Origin of the sequence: Caballeronia sp. INML2 (assembly GCF_023631365.1) — a bacterium.
GTDB classification, from domain to species: Bacteria; Pseudomonadota; Gammaproteobacteria; order Burkholderiales; family Burkholderiaceae; genus Caballeronia; species Caballeronia turbans.
This window is the reverse complement of sequence record NZ_JALQDH010000124.1, coordinates 1-17,437: the sequence shown is the minus strand read 5'-3', so window position 1 is coordinate 17,437 and position 17,437 is coordinate 1. Positions and strand designations below refer to the sequence as shown.

The 17,437-nt window shown below is 61.0% G+C and carries 16 protein-coding genes, 4 pseudogenes and 1 other annotated feature; of the genes and pseudogenes, 11 read left to right on the top strand and 9 right to left on the bottom strand.

Annotated elements, in window-relative coordinates:
* Both NCT32_RS34835 and NCT32_RS34830 read right to left on the bottom strand, forming a co-directional pair.
* Positions 1-393: a VOC family protein gene (locus tag NCT32_RS34835; protein WP_061119052.1), complete on the bottom strand. Its 393-nt coding sequence runs from the start codon at positions 391-393 to the stop codon at positions 1-3.
* Positions 390-1,340: a ketopantoate reductase family protein gene (locus tag NCT32_RS34830; RefSeq protein WP_061119051.1), complete on the bottom strand. Its 951-nt coding sequence runs from the start codon at positions 1,338-1,340 to the stop codon at positions 390-392. Before NCT32_RS34830 ends, NCT32_RS34835 begins: the two co-directional genes overlap by 4 nt.
* A gap of 529 nt (positions 1,341-1,869) precedes the next feature.
* Here NCT32_RS34830 and NCT32_RS34825 point away from each other — a divergent pair.
* Positions 1,870-2,226: a hypothetical protein gene (locus tag NCT32_RS34825; protein ID WP_143756356.1), complete on the top strand. Its 357-nt coding sequence runs from the start codon at positions 1,870-1,872 to the stop codon at positions 2,224-2,226.
* 75 nt (positions 2,227-2,301) lie between these two features.
* Here the strand turns inward: NCT32_RS34825 and NCT32_RS34820 are convergent, their stop codons facing one another.
* The 4 genes and pseudogenes from NCT32_RS34820 to NCT32_RS34805 form a co-directional block, all read right to left on the bottom strand.
* Positions 2,302-3,201, bottom strand: coding sequence for a DMT family transporter (locus NCT32_RS34820; RefSeq protein ID WP_061119050.1), 900 nt, complete (start codon positions 3,199-3,201; stop codon positions 2,302-2,304).
* Positions 3,202-3,734: 533 nt separating this feature from the next.
* A pseudogene (locus tag NCT32_RS34815) lies at positions 3,735-4,306 on the bottom strand (tyrosine-type recombinase/integrase); the annotation flags it as partial.
* 267 nt (positions 4,307-4,573) lie between these two features.
* On the bottom strand, positions 4,574-5,479 hold the full coding sequence (locus tag NCT32_RS34810; protein ID WP_061119049.1) for an alpha/beta hydrolase: 906 nt from the start codon (positions 5,477-5,479) through the stop codon (positions 4,574-4,576).
* Between the two features lie 19 nt (positions 5,480-5,498).
* A complete protein-coding gene (locus NCT32_RS34805; protein WP_250491377.1) occupies positions 5,499-6,407 on the bottom strand; it encodes an alpha/beta fold hydrolase in 909 nt (302 codons plus the stop codon).
* A gap of 77 nt (positions 6,408-6,484) precedes the next feature.
* On the opposite strand from NCT32_RS34805, the gene NCT32_RS34800 reads away from it, so the two are divergent.
* A complete protein-coding gene (locus NCT32_RS34800; protein WP_061119047.1) occupies positions 6,485-6,880 on the top strand; it encodes a MerR family transcriptional regulator in 396 nt (131 codons plus the stop codon).
* A gap of 28 nt (positions 6,881-6,908) precedes the next feature.
* Here NCT32_RS34800 and NCT32_RS34795 read toward each other — a convergent pair whose 3' ends face one another.
* Complete coding sequence (locus NCT32_RS34795; protein WP_061119046.1) at positions 6,909-8,309, bottom strand: MFS transporter; 1,401 nt, start codon at positions 8,307-8,309, stop codon at positions 6,909-6,911.
* Between the two features lie 60 nt (positions 8,310-8,369).
* A complete protein-coding gene (locus NCT32_RS34790; RefSeq protein WP_061119095.1) occupies positions 8,370-9,119 on the bottom strand; it encodes an SDR family NAD(P)-dependent oxidoreductase in 750 nt (249 codons plus the stop codon).
* A gap of 216 nt (positions 9,120-9,335) precedes the next feature.
* On the opposite strand from NCT32_RS34790, the gene NCT32_RS34785 reads away from it, so the two are divergent.
* The 7 genes and pseudogenes from NCT32_RS34785 to NCT32_RS37395 all read left to right on the top strand — a co-directional run.
* Positions 9,336-9,923, top strand: a complete 588-nt coding sequence (locus tag NCT32_RS34785; protein WP_409219317.1) for a nuclear transport factor 2 family protein — start codon at positions 9,336-9,338, stop codon at positions 9,921-9,923.
* A complete protein-coding gene (locus NCT32_RS34780) occupies positions 9,923-11,008 on the top strand; it encodes a maleylacetate reductase (protein ID WP_061119044.1) in 1,086 nt (361 codons plus the stop codon). The genes NCT32_RS34785 and NCT32_RS34780 overlap by 1 nt, the downstream gene beginning before the upstream one ends.
* A 10-nt stretch (positions 11,009-11,018) precedes the next feature.
* Positions 11,019-11,885, top strand: coding sequence for an intradiol ring-cleavage dioxygenase (locus NCT32_RS34775; RefSeq protein WP_061119043.1), 867 nt, complete (start codon positions 11,019-11,021; stop codon positions 11,883-11,885).
* A gap of 45 nt (positions 11,886-11,930) precedes the next feature.
* Positions 11,931-12,740: a sugar phosphate isomerase/epimerase gene (locus NCT32_RS34770; RefSeq protein ID WP_061119042.1), complete on the top strand. Its 810-nt coding sequence runs from the start codon at positions 11,931-11,933 to the stop codon at positions 12,738-12,740.
* A 36-nt stretch (positions 12,741-12,776) separates the two neighbouring features.
* Positions 12,777-13,568 (top strand): IclR family transcriptional regulator, encoded by a 792-nt coding sequence (locus NCT32_RS34765; protein ID WP_250491376.1) that lies wholly within the window; start codon positions 12,777-12,779, stop codon positions 13,566-13,568.
* Between the two features lie 92 nt (positions 13,569-13,660).
* The gene (locus NCT32_RS34760) at positions 13,661-14,659 is read left to right on the top strand and encodes an aldo/keto reductase (RefSeq protein WP_250477567.1); all 999 of its coding nucleotides are present in this window, start codon (positions 13,661-13,663) and stop codon (positions 14,657-14,659) included.
* Between the two features lie 460 nt (positions 14,660-15,119).
* Positions 15,120-15,254, top strand: a pseudogene (locus NCT32_RS37395) (TMEM175 family protein); the annotation flags it as partial.
* A gap of 27 nt (positions 15,255-15,281) precedes the next feature.
* On the opposite strand, the pseudogene NCT32_RS34755 reads toward NCT32_RS37395, so the two are convergent.
* Positions 15,282-15,715, bottom strand: a pseudogene (locus NCT32_RS34755) (IS3 family transposase); the annotation flags it as partial.
* Positions 15,494-15,611 (bottom strand) — a sequence feature (AL1L pseudoknot). (Overlaps the previous pseudogene by 118 nt.)
* Positions 15,716-16,094: 379 nt before the next feature.
* Between NCT32_RS34755 and NCT32_RS34750 the strand changes: the two are divergent.
* Together NCT32_RS34750 and NCT32_RS34745 are read left to right on the top strand one after the other, a co-directional pair.
* Positions 16,095-16,787 (top strand): alpha/beta family hydrolase, encoded by a 693-nt coding sequence (locus NCT32_RS34750; RefSeq protein ID WP_061119038.1) that lies wholly within the window; start codon positions 16,095-16,097, stop codon positions 16,785-16,787.
* A 450-nt stretch (positions 16,788-17,237) separates the two neighbouring features.
* Positions 17,238-17,437 (top strand): annotated as a pseudogene (locus NCT32_RS34745) (IS5/IS1182 family transposase); the annotation flags it as partial.

Here is a 17,437-nt window from a genome sequence, read left to right as displayed (position 1 = left end):
TCACGCCTCCGCGCGTGGATTGATCGACAGCGCCTGCGCAACGCATGCGGCGGGTTTTGCCTGAATGAGTTCGACGGCGAGTCCGTCGGGCAGACGCAGCCAGTTGCGGCCCTGCGACATTTCAGTGACGCCGAAGGGCTGCGCGGCGGCGAGCGCGCCTTCGAGGTCCTCACACATCACGCCGAGATGCGCGAGCCGGCCTTCAGGGCCCTCGTGGAGAGGATCGCTGATGAATTGGAGCCCGCCGAGTGTCCAGTACTGACGCGGCTCTTCGCGCGGGCCGTCCACTTCGCGCATGGTCATGCCGAGCACTTGTTCGAAGAAGCGGATGTGCCAGTGGATGTCCTTCACCCAGATCGCCACGTGTTCGAGATAAGCTTTAGGTACGCTCATGCCGCGGCCCCCTCTCTCTTGCGCTCAGTCATGCCACGCTCAATGCCTTTTATGCACGCAACGAGCGTCGAGTTCACCGGCGTCGGCACGCCCAGCCGCTCGCCCCATCGCACGACCGCACCGTTGATGAAGTCGATTTCGGTGACGGAGGAATTTTCCAGGCTTTGCAGCATCGAGGTTTTGAACCCGGCCGGCAGTCCTTCGGCGGCCATGTTCCAGGCGTCTTCGGCATTCGTAATGGACAGCGTAATGCCGGCCGCTTTTGCAGCCGTCATCGCTTCTTCAACGGCAGCGAGCGACGTCGCCTTCAGCACGGGATCGCTGTAAAGCTGCCCATATGTCAGACGGGTGATGCCAGTAATCGCACCGGTGGCGACGTTAATCAGCAGCTTGTCCCACATCGTGCCGAGGATGTTGTCGCTGACCAGGGTCGAGAGACCCGCACTGTTGAACGCATCCGCCACCGCTTGCGCGCGGGGGGTCACGCGGCCGTCGAGCTCGCCGATGATTGTGATCTTTCCGGTAACGCCGGACTGGATGTGGCCGGGTGCGCGCAACACTCCACCGACATAGGTCTTCCCCGCGAGCACTCGCTCGCGTCCGACGATCTCGCTGAGCAGATCCTCGTGACCGAGGCCGTTCTGAAGGGAGAGCACAAGCGTCTCGGGGCCGACGAGGTCGAGCGCGCCGCGCATCGCCGAATCGGTGTGGAAGGATTTGACCAGGACGATCACGAGGTCCACCGGCCCGACGGCGGCGGGATTCATCGTCGCGCGCACCTTGACGCGGCGCGTGCCGCGCTCGTCGTCGACCTGCAGGCCGTCGCGGGACATGGCCTCGACGTGCGCGGCGAACCTGTCGACGAGCCACGTCTCGTGCCCCCCTTCGGTCAGCGCAGCGCCGATGGCGCAGCCCAGCGCGCCTGCGCCCAGAAATGCGATCTTCATCAATGTCTCCTTGAATGGACACGACGATACGATTCCGCGCACATATTGGCAATGCAATGAACGCAATACTGACATTGCGCAGGACAATCTGCGTGAAAACCAGGCTTGGCGGTAAGGGAAAATACTAGGGAGCTTGATGCAGTGAGGAGCTGTTTCGTACTATTTGGTTCAACATGTAATCAGACGTCGGACCCGATACTCCGCAAAAGCGAGATGAACTACTTCGCTTTCGTTTCGTACGCCGACGATGGAGACATAGGCGTATTCAGACTCGACGGCCGGACCCGAAGCCTGACACCGCTAGATCGCTATCCTGCGGCGGACCGTGTCATGCCTTTAGCGCTTTCTGCGGATCAGTCGCCTTTCGTCGCAGGTACGCGTTGGCTCCCGGCGCTCCCCTGCTCACATTTGCAATTGACCGGCACACGGGCAAGCTCACGCAAACGTCGAAAAGAAGTCGACATGGTGGACCTGGATCGCGGCTTCGGTCCGCGTCATTTTGCGCCTGCCTTCCGGGCGCCATCTATACGTGCTCAGCGAGTTCCGGGGTGACATCGCTGTCTTCGAACGCGATCTGGCCAGCGGCACGCTGACGTTTCGCAGTGTTTCCCCGCGCGCAAAGGCATTCGCCGGATTACAACCGGGATTTATCAGGCAACTTGTGACGCAAATGCTCCGTCTACTCCGGGCGCGTCGATGGAACACCGAGGATTTTTCACTTACTGCGGCAGTGCGCGGGAAATTTGCACTTTCCGTGGCACCTGCCGGCCGCTCGGTGCCGCCCTTTCTGAAAAGCGCTTTAACTTCAACGATGCACTTTCTCACTGGTGGTGTCACCCGACAAAAGATGTCGCGTGCCACGGAAAGTGAAAACTGTGCCAGGTAAGTGAAAAACGGCTGTCCCAGTTAGCCAAATCATCGACCGGCCAACGCTTTTGCTCGTGGACTCGGCCGTCCGTCACTAGACCGCTGGGCCTTCCGGCGGCTCTTCCCGAACCGCAACAGCGATTGAGCTCCCGACGATGGTCAATATTCCCAGGACTGAAACGAAGCCTAACGTTTCGCCCCACACGAGAAATCCAAATAACGTTGCCCAAATGATGCTTGTATAGGTGTAGGGGGCTAGCTTCGCAGCACTTTCGCGCCGTACCGCGACCGTAAAAAGTAGCTGGCCTGTCGTGGCGAATAGAGCCAACAACGCCATGATCAGCAGGTCCTTCAGTGTCGGCGTCCTCCACGCAAAGACCAGAGAAACACTCGTAACCACGGTGCCGAAAGCCGTGAAGAAAAGCACTGTGATGCTTGAGTCGTCGTCAACCTTGAGCTTGCGAATTTGAATCATAGAAAGAGCACCGCACAACGCACTCGTAAGGAGCAAACATGGGCCAATGAGATTCGACAAGCTACCTTGAGGCCGGACGACTAGAAGCACGCCGACAAAGCCTACGCACGCGGCGACCGCATTCCGCGCAAACAAGCGCTCCCCGAGGAGCAACGGGGCGAAGACAACGACGAATATCGCCTCCGAGTAGACAATCGCCACGGCCTCGCTTAATGGCAGGTACGGCAAGCCCGCGAAGAATAGGCCGGAAGCCCCGAGAAGCGTGACCGCACGCGTCGTCTGTCCGCGAAAGTCAACCTTCTTAACGCGGGCGAATAACCCTCCGCCTTTAAGGCCGACAACGACCGCAGGCACGATGCCAAACAGCATGCGAAAAAACGTTACTTCGTTCGCTGGATAACCAAGCGCCACTGCCTTGCCTAGCGCATCGACGACAGCGAAACAGAACATTGATATCAGGATCAGCGCGATTGTTCGATACTGGGCGGTGCGGTCGGAGACTAGAAAGTTGGGGCGCATATCGCTTCCGGCAGCCGTAGGTCATCGTTGCAGGGTCGCTCAATTGTCAGCGATTCGCCAGTGACTGTCCAATGACACCGATTGTGGCCGACTGGCTCCCGCGCGGTCGGCTGGACCGACGCAACGCAGCCAAATAGCATGCGATCAACCATGTCCGACTTAGGGCAGAACGTTTGCGATTTTGTAGACCGATAGCGCTGCGGGTTTCGCAGGGCGAGGGCCTTTAATGATCTGTTGCCGGGTGCAGCCGCTTATAGCGATAGACCGCTTTAACCGTGCCGGCACCTATGGGAAGCCACAACAACGCCATGTGATAGCTGATATGAGTCCACGTGGTAAGCAGAATGTCGCCATTGCTATCGAGCCTGAAGGAACGGCCAAAGAAGGGAGATCAACAGTCACTCGAATATGAACCGACGGCGCCGGACGTCGGAGATTGGCCGCACGGAGCGGTGCACCAAACGCGAAAGCGGCCGCAGCGACAAACAGCCGGTCCAACGGCCGCGACTTTTTAGATTTATGTTTGCTCGGGGAATCTCGAGCGCGTCGTCGACCTCTATGCCGAGGTATCGAACGGTGCTTTCGAGCTTGCTATGTCCAAGCAGAAATTGAACCGCTCTGAGGTTCTTCTTCCGCTTGCAAATCAAAGTCGCCTTCGTCCGACGGATCGAGTGTGCGCCGTAAGCGGTCGGATCAGGGGCGACCTTCCGAGCGTACTGTCGCGCTGAGATATGCGGCGACCGAGAAAAGCGGCTTGGGAAAAGGTACTCCTCGGACCTCAACTTAGCTTTTTCAATCCATGCAGCGACCGCAGGGCGAGCGGGCCCTGTAAACTCGAACTGCACGGGCCGTTTAGTCTTGCGCCGCACTATCATCGCGCGGGGCAATATCTGATTGTCATGCGTCACGTCGCGAACATGCAGGTTGAACCAAGTCGCACCCGCGCAGCTTGCTGTCGATCGCAAGATTGAATAGCGCTAGATCATTAACCCGTGCGCGTTATGAAGGTAATCCGGATTGCCCAGACGTCTTTCGGCTTCAGCGGCGGCTTTTGACCAACCAACTTGCCTTTGTTCCAGGGCTCACGGCTTAGATTGCCTCCCATGACAGACTCCCATTGAGTTGAAGGGAGTTACATTGTCTTCCTCTATCTTTTTCGTCGTGACCGTCCGTGCGGTCTCCTTGCCCCAAGTCGGCCTTTGCGGGCCTTGGAACTGGCCGACTCCTACGACAGCAGTCCGACGAATTGCTGACGTCGGCGGCGTCGCTGGGTCGAACGGCCGCAACCTGCACGGTGAACTCACCCTCACGACCCTTCTCGGCCGTTCTCTGACCGGCCTCCTTATTTACACTGTTGGAGCTAAAGCCAACGCTAAACCTGTCCGACCAAAAAATCCTCAAGGGACATCAAGACCTCATTCGGGGCATCCTCAGGCAACAGATGGCCGCCGGGCAATCCCTTGCCCGTCACGTTCGTTGCCCATCGGGACCACACGTCAAGGGGCAGGATCCTTCTCCCCTTCTGTTCGCTCTCGCTCCACAGAACCAGGACCGGACAGGCGAGTCTTCGGCCCGCAGCTGAATCGCTTGCATCGTGCTCCAGGTCCTCGGAAGCAGCGGCGCGATAGTCTTCGCACATGGCGTGGCGCACGTGCGGATTCCTGAACGCGCTTCGATAGGCGGCGAGTGCCAAAGGATCGATCCGCTCGAGACCGCCCGCCATCTTCGCCAGTGCGGCGTCGAGATAAGCGTCTGGATCAGCCGCAAGCATCCGCTCCGGCAGATCGCCCGGCTGCGCCATGAAGAACCAGTGCCAGGCGTTCAACGCGAACGTCTTGTCGATACCTGCGAATGCATCGAGCGTCGGTATCACCGTCAGCGAGGCATACGCGGCAACGCGTCGAGGATGGTCGAGCGCAAGCCGGTATCCGGCCCGAGCGCCGCGATCATGCCCGACCACTGCGAAGCGCTCGTGCCCGAGTCGGTCCATCAGCGCGACGAGCGCGCTGGCTACGCGACGTTTGGTCCATCGCGGCTGATCGTTGCAAGTCCGGCTGTCGCCGTACCCCGGCAGATCCGGCACGATGACGGTGTGCGACCTCGCAAGCGTCGGCGCAATCAATCGCCACGCAACGTGAGTCTGCGGGTAGCCGTGCAACAGCAAAACCGGCGATCCGCTTCCGCCAATCCTGCCGCGAAACGAGACATCGCCCGCTTCGACGTCGAGCTTCGCGAAGCCCGGAAAGAAGTCTTGCGCAAGTTCATGCACCGTGGTCACCTTCTCGTAAGACGCGACTTCATTGTTGCGACACCGACCTGACGAACTCGGCCAGATCGCGATTGAAACGCTCGGGTTCCTCGATGAACGGCGCGTGACCCGAGTCCGCGTACTCCTTGCTGACGATGCGTGGATTCAGCACGGCCGCGCGAGCCAGCGTCGCACGCCTGTCGACCAGCGCGTCATGGCCGCCGTAGATGAAGAGCAGCGATACGCGCGCCTTGCCGAGCCCCTCCGCAGCGAAGACCGTCATCGTCGGCACTTCCTTTTGCATGTCCCACGAGGCCATCGCGGCGTTCGCGAGCAGCCGGTCGAATGTATCGGCGTCAGGCCGATGGTTGAAACAAAGGCCGACGAACGTGCGTTCACCGTCGAGATGCGTCTTCAGATCGGGCGAATTCATGTCTCGATAAACCTCGGGGCAATCGACGATCTGACCCGGGGCGAGTTCGACCACGCCGTCGACGTACACGGCGCCCGCGATCGCGCGATCGCCATACTTGGCGAGGTAGTTCGATATCACCACGCCGCCCAGCGACCAGCCGACCACGACGGGCTTGCGCGCGTGTGAGCCCTGTATCACGGCTGCGAGGTCGTCCCCCCAACGGTTTCCGTCATGATACGGCTCCGGGCCGGATGGCTTATCCGACAGACCATGACCGCGCAGATCGTACGTAATGATCCGGTATTGGCGCAATTCGGGACTCTGCACCTGCGCGTCCCAGTTCAGGCGGCTGCCGAGTAGTCCGTGCACCAGAATGATGGGAGGGCCATTCGGATTGCCGCTTTCCTGAACCGCCAGCTTCACCCCATCCGTCGATGTAACCGTATAGCTTGCCGGCCGCGCGCTTGTGTCGGGTGCGCACGCGAACAGCGTCGCCGCAGAGAACGCGGAAGTCAAAAAGTGGAGGAACGTTCGTAAGCTCATTGTCTTTCCTGAGAGCGTGTCAGTGCGCCTAGTCTCAACCCTTACACCGATGTGAGAGTCAAGCGAATTGTGCTACCTTGCTTTTCACGAAAAACACGTCTTCTCAGGAACTGCTGACGATCGGACAACTCTCGCAACTCACCGGCGCGAGCGTGCGATCGCTCCGGCATTACGACGAACATGGTCTGCTCGCCTCGGTACGCGCGAGCAATGGCTATCGCATGTTCCCCGAGAAGGCAGTAACGCAGGTCAAGCAGATTCAGCGCATGATCGCGACCGGTTTCACCATCGACGATATTCGCGGCTTTCCGGATTGCATGCTTCTGAGCGAAGGCGCCCGCTCATGCGACCAGATCACCGAGGTCCAGCGGGTAAGGCTCGAAGCTATCGAACGTCAGATCGCGGACCTCGAAAAGCGTCGCGCGCGGCTCGTCAAGACCTTGCTCGAAGGTGCGGTACCGCCCGTCACCTGACGCGGACCGCGGTACACAGAGATCGCCCTCATACGGGAACATTGGACGCAGTTTTCTTCCTGCGAATGTCCGCACGCAGGCTGTCGTACTCCTCCTGACTGATCGGCGATGCATCTCGCTGGCCGAGCGCGCTGACGGGCAGCCGGTAGGTTTCGCGCGCCGTCCATGCACCCAGTGCGCCGACACCGCAGACGATCAGCGTGATCGTCCCGACGATCAACGGAATGTGCTGCGTGCCCGGCGGGACGGCAGCTGCGATGAACGCCGGCAAGATCGCGGTGATGGCCGTGCCGATGTTCTGGCCGATCGCCATGGCGGTAACCCGGATACGCGTCGGGAACAGTTCAGGCATGAAGCTCGGATATACCGCGTTGAAGCACTGATACACCACGCCCCACATTACGATCGCGATGCCGATCGCCAGCATGGCGTTGTGCAGACTGATCGCATAGAGATACCCATACGACAGCAGGCCCGATGCAAGCGCGCCGAATATGATGAGCGGCCGGCGTCCCCATCGATCGGACAGACTGCCTGCGAAGGGAATGAAGAACATCGCGGTCAGATTGGCGAGCAGTGGAATCCAGAGAAAAAAGCCTTTCGAAAGACCGATACCGTAAGCGGGCTGCACCGCATAGGCCGCGCCGAAGATCGAAGTCACCGCGAGGATGATCGCAATCAACGCGATTGCGGCGATGCGCACGATATCTCGCCAGCCATCGCGTAACGCTTCCTTGACGGGCGACGCGGGAATCCGCCGATGTTGCGCTTCATCGACGAAAGCCGGTGTCTCCGACACTTTGCGCCGAATTACATAACCGGCTACGAGCACGAGCACACTCAGCAGGAACGGTACGCGCCAACCCCATGTCAGGAATTCCTTCTCGGGCAGATAGTAGGCGAGCGGCATGAAGATGGCCGCAGCGAACACCTGTCCGGCGGTCACGCCCTGCATCGCGTAACTGGCGAAGTAGCCGCGACGGCCGAGCGGCGCATGCTCCAGCACGAGGGAACTGGAACCGGAGATCTCCCCGGCGACCGCGAAACCCTGGATGAGCCGCAAGATCACGAGCAGGATCGGCGCTACGAAGCCCGCTTGCGCGAATGTCGGCAGAAGACCCACAGCGAGTGTCGACAACCCCATCATGAACATGCACGTGAGAAGCAGGTTCTTGCGTCCATGTGTATCGCCACGACGGCCGAGCACGAATGCGCCGACTGGTCGTGCAAGATAGCCGACGCCATAAGTCGCGAGCGACGCGGCGATCGCAACGCGGCTGTCTCCGGAGGGAAAGAAGAGTTGGGGAAAAACCAGCGCGGCGGCTTGGGCGTAAATGAAATAGTCGTAGTACTCCAGCGCCGAGCCGATCCACGCGCTCGCGGTGGCGGTTCGTGCCTGATTGCTGCTCTGCTGATGCGTCAGTGCCATTTCGTCTCCTGCATGTGTCTTGTCGGTGATCGGGAACAAAGCTCGCGTTGGGTTGCGGGCTCAATACGTCGCACGGCCGCCTGACAGGTCGAAGGTGAAACCGGTCGTGAAGCTGCATTCGTCGCTCGCGATCCACGCCACCATGGCGGCGATTTCCGGAACGGTCAAAAACCGCCCCATCGGAATGCGTGCCTTGCTGGTCTCGATGTGCTCCTCCGTCATCTCCCGGAAAAGATCCGTTTCGGTGATCGCAGGCGCGATGCCGTTGACCGTGATGCCCGTGCCGGCCAGCTCGCGCGCGATCGATTTCGTCAGACCGATGACACCCGCCTTCGCCGCGGCATAGGCGCAAATGTTCGGATGTCCTTCCTTGCCGACGATCGACGCCACGTTGACGATGCGTCCCGCCCCGCGTTCGCGCATGTGTGGTACGGCGAGGCGACAGGTGTGGAAGACGCTGTTCAGATCGACGGCGAGAACGCGGTTCCATGCGTCGAGCGGGTAGTCCTCGATAGGCATGACCGGTCCATTGATGCCGGCGTTGTTCACGAGTATGTCTACATGACCGAACGACGCGAGCGTGGCGGCGAACGCTGCGTCGACGGAACGCGCGTCGGCAAGATCGACGGCCTGCACGAGTGCCGCGGGCGAGTGACCGCCTGCTACGAGCGGTGAACAATCGATATCCCAACAGGCGACGCGGCAGCCTTCGTCCGCAAGACGCTCTGCGATGCCGCGCCCGATGCCACGCGCGGCGCCCGTCACGATGGCCGTGCGTGTTTCGAATCTTCGTTGCTTTACCGGTTGCATTTCCATTTCCTTTGTTCCTGTCCATAACCTGGTTCCCATGCTAGAAACACGGATCCGGCCCGTCAACGGTGATGTCGACATTCATTCACATAGGGAAACAAACTAGGGAATGTCCCGGTTTGCGACAAAAACCGCTTGACCTGGCGTGCTCTTAAGCACCACCATGGAAACTCATTCCTATGTGTGAACATCGAGGACCGACAGATGGAGCAGGCGATGATTGATCGATTGACGATCCGTGAGACGATCGAAAACTGGGCGGTGTGGCGAGATGCGGGCGACTGGGAGCGTTTCGCGACACTCTGGCATCCGGACGGCCGTATGATGGCGACGTGGTTTCAGGGAAGCGGTCGCGAGTTCATCGAAGTGACGAAGGCCGGTTGGGCGAATGGCGTGAGCATCCTGCACTTTCTGGGCGGCACGTCGATCGAAGTGAGCGGCTCGCGTGCCATCGCTCAGACCAAGATGACCATTTCGCAGCGTGGAGAAGTCGAAGGCACGTTATGCGACGTCGTGTGCACCGGCCGCTTCTATGACTTCTTCGAGAAGGTCGAAGACCGATGGCTGCTGTTGCTTCGTCAGCCCATCTATGAAAAGGATCGTCTTGATCCGGTCGAGCCGGACGCCCGTCCCGTTCTCGATGGGGCGCTGCTGCGCGAGTTTCCCGCTGGCTACCGGCATCTCGCGTATATGCAGACCCGCATCGGCTACAAGGTCAAACGCGACATGCCGACGCTGACCGGCCCGGAGGTCGAAGCGCTCTATGCGCGCGGCCGCCAGTATCTGCAGAACGGAGCGCTGTGATGGAGGACGTCTCGCCGATGCGCTTCGATTACCACGCGCTGCCGGCACGCGTACTGTTCGGTGCGGGCAGGCGTCGGGAAACGCCTGAAGTCGCCCGGCAACTGGGCTGCACGCGTCCATTGATCATCTCCACGCCGGAACAGAAGGACTTGGCTGACGCCATCGCGTCGTTGTTCTCCGAGGCACAGGTGCATGTCTTCTCCGAGGCCGCGATGCACACGCCGTGGAACGTGACATCGCGTGCGCTCGCCGTCGCCCAAGGGACTGGCGCCGACTCCCTGATCGCTGTTGGCGGCGGCTCGGCGATCGGCCTCGCGAAAGCGCTTGCGCTGCGCACCGGCCTGCCGCAAATCGCGCTGCCCACTACGTACGCCGGCTCTGAAGTCACGCCGATCATCGGCGAAACGCAGGACGGCGAGAAACGTACGCGTCGTACGCTCGACGTGTTGCCGGAAGCCGTGATCTACGATGTCGAACTCACCCTGACGCTGCCCGTGCGCTTGTCGGCGTCGAGCGGTCTGAACGCGATGGCTCACGCGGTGGAAGCGCTCTATGCCGTAGACGCCAATCCGGTCACGTCGATCATGGCTGAACAAGGTATCGCGGCCCTCGCCACCGCGCTGCCCGAGATCCTCGCCAATCCCGCCAGTCGTGACGCGCGCAGCCGCGCCCAGTACGGCGCGTGGTTGTGCGGAACCTGCCTCGGCTCCGTCGGCATGGCGCTGCATCATAAGGTGTGTCACGTACTGGGCGGCACTTTCGATCTGCCGCATGCCGACACGCATGCGATCATGCTTGCGCACATCGTCGCCTACCAGGCTGGCGCGGCGCCGCATGCAATGCGCCGCATCGCATGCGCGCTCGACACCGATGACGCATGGACCGGACTGCACGCGCTCGGCACCAGGCTGCGCGTTCCCCAGTCTCTTGCCGAGATCGGCATGCCGCACGAAGGCATCGGGCGTGCGGCCGAATTGGTGCTGCGAGAAACCTATGCGAATCCGCGCGCGCCGGACCATGACTCGATCAGGGCAATGCTGGAACGGGCATGGCGCGGCGCAGCACCACAACCCGATTCGCTGTGAGGAAAACGCGATGCGCAATTTCAACGAAGACAACATCACCGCAGCGGTCATCGAGCGTCTCGCGGGAAGCAAGAGCGAACGCGTGCACAAAATCAGCGACGCACTGGTTCGTCACCTGCATGCGTTCGTGAAGGAGATCGAGCCAACCGAAAACGAATGGGCCGCTGCGATTCGCTTTCTTACGCAGACTGGGCAGATGTGCACCGACACCCGGCAGGAGTTCATTCTGTTGTCCGACACGCTCGGTGTATCGATGCTCGTGGACGCGATCAATCATCGCTATCCGGGCGACGCGACGCAAACCACGGTGCTCGGTCCGTTCTATGTCGAAGAAGCGGCTACGCTGCCGCTGGGCGCTTCAATCGCGGATGGCGAGCCGGGAGACCCTCTGCTGGTAGAAGGCACCGTACGCGATCTGCGCGGAGATCCGATCGCGGGCGCACGGGTAGAGACGTGGCACGCGGACAGCCATGGCTTCTATGACGTGCAGAAGACGGCGGGCAAGGCGGAGCTACACATGCGCGCGCGCTTCCTGACCGATCCGGACGGCTCGTTCTGGTATCGGTCGATCGTGCCTGCGGCCTATCCGGTTCCGAACGACGGCCCGGTTGGCCGCATGCTCGATGCGCAGGGGCGGCATCCGTACCGCCCGGCTCACGTGCACTTTCGCGTCAGTGCTCCCGGCTTCCAGACGCTCGTTACGCATGTGTTCGTGAGCGGCGACGTCTACCTGGATTCCGACGTCGTGTTCGGCGTGAAGGACGCACTGATCGAGCCGCTGGCGCCGCTCGCACCGGGCCTGAGTCCGGCCGGTCACCGCGTCGAAGTCCCGACCGCCCTGCTTGCCTATGATTTCGTGCTTCCGCCTCGGAAGTGATCGCTGTGCGCCTCGAGCCATTTTTAATGTTACGGACGCGTTCTCATGCATGAACTATCGCTGCATCATCTGACCATCCTCGACGCGCATCCGCTGCAACTCGTCGATGCGGCAGCCGCTGCGGGATTCGAGTATTGCGGCTTGCGGCTGATCGCCCCTACCGCTACGGATGCGATCGTGGACGTCGCGAACAATCCCGCACTCATCCGCGAGCTACACGCGCGACTCGACGCAACCGGCGTCAGGCTACTGGATATCGAAGCCATCTGGCTGAGCCCGCAGACGGATGTCGCGTCACTACTGCCCGCACTCGAAGCGGGTCGTACGCTCGGTGCGCGGCACGTGCTCTGCGTCGGCAACGACACCGAACGCGATCGCCTGCGGGACAACTTCGGCCGTCTCTGCGAGGCGGCGGACGGTTTCGGCCTTTCGGTCGGACTCGAAGCGATCACGTACTGCGCGGTCAGCACGCCGGCCGACGCGCTCGAGCTCGTGCGATCCAGCGGACAGCCGAACGCGCGGATACTGATTGACGCACTGCAATTCTTCCGTTCGGGCGCAACGTGCGAGCAGATCGATGCGATCGACCCGGCGCTGATCGAATACATCCAGATTTGCGATGCACCGAGCGCCGCACCGCAGTCTCTCGAAGCGCGGAGAAAAGAAGCGAGAACGGCCCGGCTGCTACCCGGAGATGGTGAATTACCGCTGCGCGAACTGCTGTGGAAACTGCGGTCTGATCTTCCGCTCGCTGTCGAGGCGCCGACGCTCGCGCTACGTGGCCTGCCGTTCGACGAACAGGCGAGACACATCCAAGCGCGGATGCGGACGTTCCTCGCTGGTCCAGTATCATGACGCCAAGGTGTTTCCATAGGTAAACAGGAGCTGGATATGCTGTTGGAAGACGAATCGAATGGAGTGGTGAAGTCGGCGGATCGGGTGCTCGACGTGATCGAGTTGCTCGCGCGATGGGGACGCGAGATGTCCCATGCGGAAATCGCGGAAGCGCTGGACATACCGAAGAGTTCGCTGACCAAGCTGCTCAAGAACCTTACGGCTCGTGGCTTTGTCGAATTCGTCCCTGTCACCAAGGGTTATCGCCTTGGCGAAGCGCTGATCCGGCTTTCCCAGCAGTCCACCCATAGCCGTTCGCTCGTCAGCTGCGCGCGACCGGTGCTGGCAGAGATTACACAACAGACGCTGGAGTCCTGCGCGCTCAATCAGCTCAAGGGCGACCAGGTGGAAGTCGCCGCGACGGTGACCAGCCCGCAACGGCTGGTGTCGCATCTGCGACTCGGCGATCTTGCGCCGCTTTATGCTGTGTCGGGCGGAAAGGTGATTCTCGCCTTTCTTCCGGATCAGATGCGCAGCGAGTACATCAAGACCGTGAAGATGCAAGCCATCACATCAAAGACGATCACAGCAAAGAAGGCGCTCCTCGCACAGATCGAAACCATCCGACAGACCGGGGTCGCCTATTCGATCGACGAATACACGCAGGGCATCGTCGGCGTGGGCGTGCCGGTGTTGTCATCGTCGGGCTTTCCGCTTGGATCGCTGAACGTCGCGATTCCGTCGGTACGTTATTCGGAACGTGTCGGCGCGCGGGCCGTCGCCGTTCTCAAGGCCTCCGCGGAACGCGTGCGCCGCGATTACATCGCCGCAAACGAACATACCAGGTAAGCTCGCCGACGCATTTTCGGCGGCCAGCGTCTTTGCGGCAGCCACCATATTGATGCCATTCTGTGAATACTTTATAAAGGATGCCGAAATTAATGAACGCGAGAATTGCAACGCCGAATGGAACTGTTCGGTTTCCTCGGGTGGGAGTCGGAGCCGGCAGCCTCGCGAACGCCGCGGGCGAGCAGGCGTTCTCAGACATGATTCATGCCGCGTGGGCCAGCGGCGTCCGATATTTCGATACCTCAGCGGCTTATCTTGGCGGTGAAAGCGAGCAGCGGCTCGGCGCGGCGCTGGCTGAGTATCCGCGAGACGAGCTGTATGTATCGACCAAACTCGGCAGGTACTTGAGCCAGCCTGGCGCAAGCTCCTTGCCAGGTGGTAGCGACTTCTACCTGGACTACACGTACGATACGACGCTGCGATCGGTCGAGCGCAGCCTGTCGCGGCTGAAGGTCGATCGTCTCGATGCCGTTTTTATTCACGATCTCGATCCCGGTTTTGCCCGAACGGCGTATCGCGAGGAACTCATGACGGCCGTCGAAGGTGCGTTTCCCGCCTTACAGCGACTCAAGGATGAAAAAGTGGTTGGCGCGATAGGTGTCGCCAGCATGGACTGGCAGGCCTGTCTGGACTTCGCCGAACTGGCCGGCGTCGATGTCGTCATGCCGGCGGGAGAGTACTCGTTGCTTCGCACCGGCAGCACCGCATTGCTGCAGCACTGCGCCGAGAACGGCATCGCCTGGATCGCGGCGTCGCCATTCAATTCGGGGATTCTCGCGACCGGTTCCCGTCCCGACGCCTTCTACAACATGCGCCCCGCGACGCGACCGGCCCTGTTGCAAACGGAAGAATTGGAACGTATTTGCCAGCGCCATCACGTCTGCCTGGCTACCGCTGCCCTGCTCTTTCCGCTGCGGCATTCGGCGGTAAGCACGATCGTTTTCGGCGCAAAGACCGCTGATGAATTCAGCGAGTCCTTCGCCCGCCTCTTTGAAAACCCTTCCGATGAGTTCTGGCAGGAGATGGACGCATACCTGACCGAGACGAAGGACTGGGAAGGACGGTTAAGCGGGGGTCGACAGGGACCTTAAGCACTTTGACTCGCGAAGGACACCGTCGGGACGCTATTTGCCGCAGCTCCATTGACGGTGGCGCTCGCTAACTTGAGACCAGGACTTTACGGCCTCCTTGTTCTCATGGTCCCGTTGGGACTGGGACAACTCGACAAGCACTGGGTAAGTTGCGGTGGCGGCCAATAATCACCACGCTGGCACGCGTAACCGGGCCCGGTTCTATGACGGACGTTGGTCGTCTTGGCGCATCTTTACTCATCCTCCGTTTGACGATTGACCGAAATGCGAACGCCATCGTTCGATGGCTCGCACGCCACTCGCCTTTCAAACTCTTGATCCTGGCGAGATGTCCGACGCACACGCGTAGAGGGCTTCCGATTGGCTTCGGCCAAAAGCGTCATACTGTAAGTCAGACTGTCCGACAAAGATTACGCGTGCTGTGCCGCGAGGAGCGGCTCCGGCGTGCGAAAGGACTTACATGACGCTACGTAGGCTTAACCAATCTACCGCCGCGGAAACGCACGGTGCCGAGCGGGGACTTGACCGCTTCGAGGGAATCAGCGACGCGGTCTTCGCAATCGCGCTGACCCTGCTGATCGTCGAGATCAAGGTCCCCGGATCTCCCGAGGGCATGCATGGCTACAGCGACCTGCTTCATGAGCCGTTCGACCGTGCAGCGAGCCACCGCGATACGCTCTCGGTTCAGCTGCTTCCAGACTTTATCCGCTCCATAGACACGCATGTTGGCTTGCCAGATACGCTGGATCTCGGGCCGCAGGCGTTCATCGCGTATGGCACGAGCGCAGCGGCGCGACGCCCGCGAAGCTGCGCAGCATGGCGCCGGTAGCCCGACGGAGCAATCCGCAAGACCTTGCAGATCGGCTCGACCCCCGAAGGTGTCGCGATGCTGATCGATGAAGGCCTTCAGGACTTCAGGCGGCGGTCGAGCTCCGCCTGGGCGAAAAACGCACTCGCCAGTTTCAGAATCTCGTTGGGGCGGCGCAGTTCCTTGACTTCACGCTCCAGCGCCTTAAGATGTTCGCGTTCCGACGTGCTCACCCCCTCGCGCTCGCCGCCCGAAAACCCGGTCGTAATCGCGCAATGGCGGCAATGCGGTGGCCTCCGGATTGAGCTTTTGATCACAGCCGAATTCATTGGAGCATCCCGGTGAGACGCGCCTCCTCGATGCACCTGAGCATCTTTTTCGGCGGGGTGCCGTGAACTTCCTTTAACGCTGATTGCAGTGTCGCAACAGCTTGCTGACAATGATGCAGGCGTGCTGATACCCAGATGTCTCAAAGCGCGGATGACGTTGCGGCCCACAGGTCGGGCTTGCGGTCGTCAACCGACACATCGCGACTGCGGCGCCGTTCACGATAGGCGCACGCTCCATCCCCGATGCCTCATTGATGCAGAATCGGCGCAAAGGCCACAACGACACGACCTGAATACGATGGACGACCCAGAATCGCTTTCCCTGGCACTGCCCGACGGCACTAAGGTCTCCGCGCTCCTCCGAGTGCCGGAGGACGCGCGAGCCCTGTATGTCTTCGCGCACGGCGCCGGGGCGGGCATGCAGCACACCGGCATGTCGTCATTGGCCGACGCGCTTGCGGCCGCCAATGTCGCCACATTGCGCTACCAGTTTCCGTACATGGAGCGGGGCTCCAAGCGGGTGGACTCGCCGGCCGTGGCACATGCTGCCGTGCAGGCAGCCGTCGCAGAGGCGCGCCGGAGGCTGCCAGCCCTGCCGCTCTTCGCGGGCGGCAGGTCGTTCGGCGGCCGCATGACGTCCCAGGCCCAAGCCATCTCCCCGCTCGAGGGCGTGCGTGGCCTCGCTTTCGTCGCGTTCCCGCTGCACCCGGCGGGCGCGCCCGGCGTAGAGCGGGCACACCACCTGGCGGACGTCACGGTACCGATTCTCTTCCTGCAAGGCACGCGCGACAAGCTGGCCGAGCTTCACCTGCTGAGGTCGGTCGTTCAGACGCTGGGGCCACGCGCCACGCTGCATGTGGTGGACGACGCAGATCATTCGTTCCACGTGCGCGCGTCCTCCGGCCGGACCGACGCGGAGGTTGTGCTCGAGCTGGCACGGACGATGTCGGCGTGGTTCTTCGCCGAAGGAGAGTTCGTGCGCGTTACCTGAGCAAGCACAGGAATGCTTGTAGCAGAGTCGGGACGGCGAGCCGGCGAACTCGCCGTGCTGGACTCGCCCGCTCAATCCCTTCGCTATCCGGAGACGGTCTGTCGCATAGCCACGATAAGCGACGCCTGTCGCGTCGGCGACGTTTTCCCAGTGGCGAGTGAAAACTAGGGCAATCAATCCTCGTCAACTTATATAGGCCCGCTTGGCGAACCTATGTCGATCTAATCGTCGCGTTCTCTGCTGGTATGGCCCTAATCCTTGGCGCGATCGGATTGGCGTTTCATTGGCTTCCAGGCTGACGACTGCGCTGGTCCTCTGATCTTCTGCCAACAGCGAGTCTCGGTGCTACTTCCAATGTCAGAAGTAGCATCTGGGGCCGATTCCGACCGAGGCTGTGTAAAAACGTGTTGATTGCCTATAGTTAGTCAACACGTCTTTCGATGTTGGCCCATGAAGCGATTTATTGAAAGCGCGGCACGAGATCAAGTCGCACTGCTACCTGAGTGTCTCGACGACTACGTCGATGCTGATAACACCGTACGAGTGGTGGACGTCTTTGTCGACGAGCTTGATCTAGTAGGTCTTGGCTTCGAGCGGGCCACGCCCTCCTTGGCGGGCAGGCCGGCATATCACCCATCGACCTTGCTCAA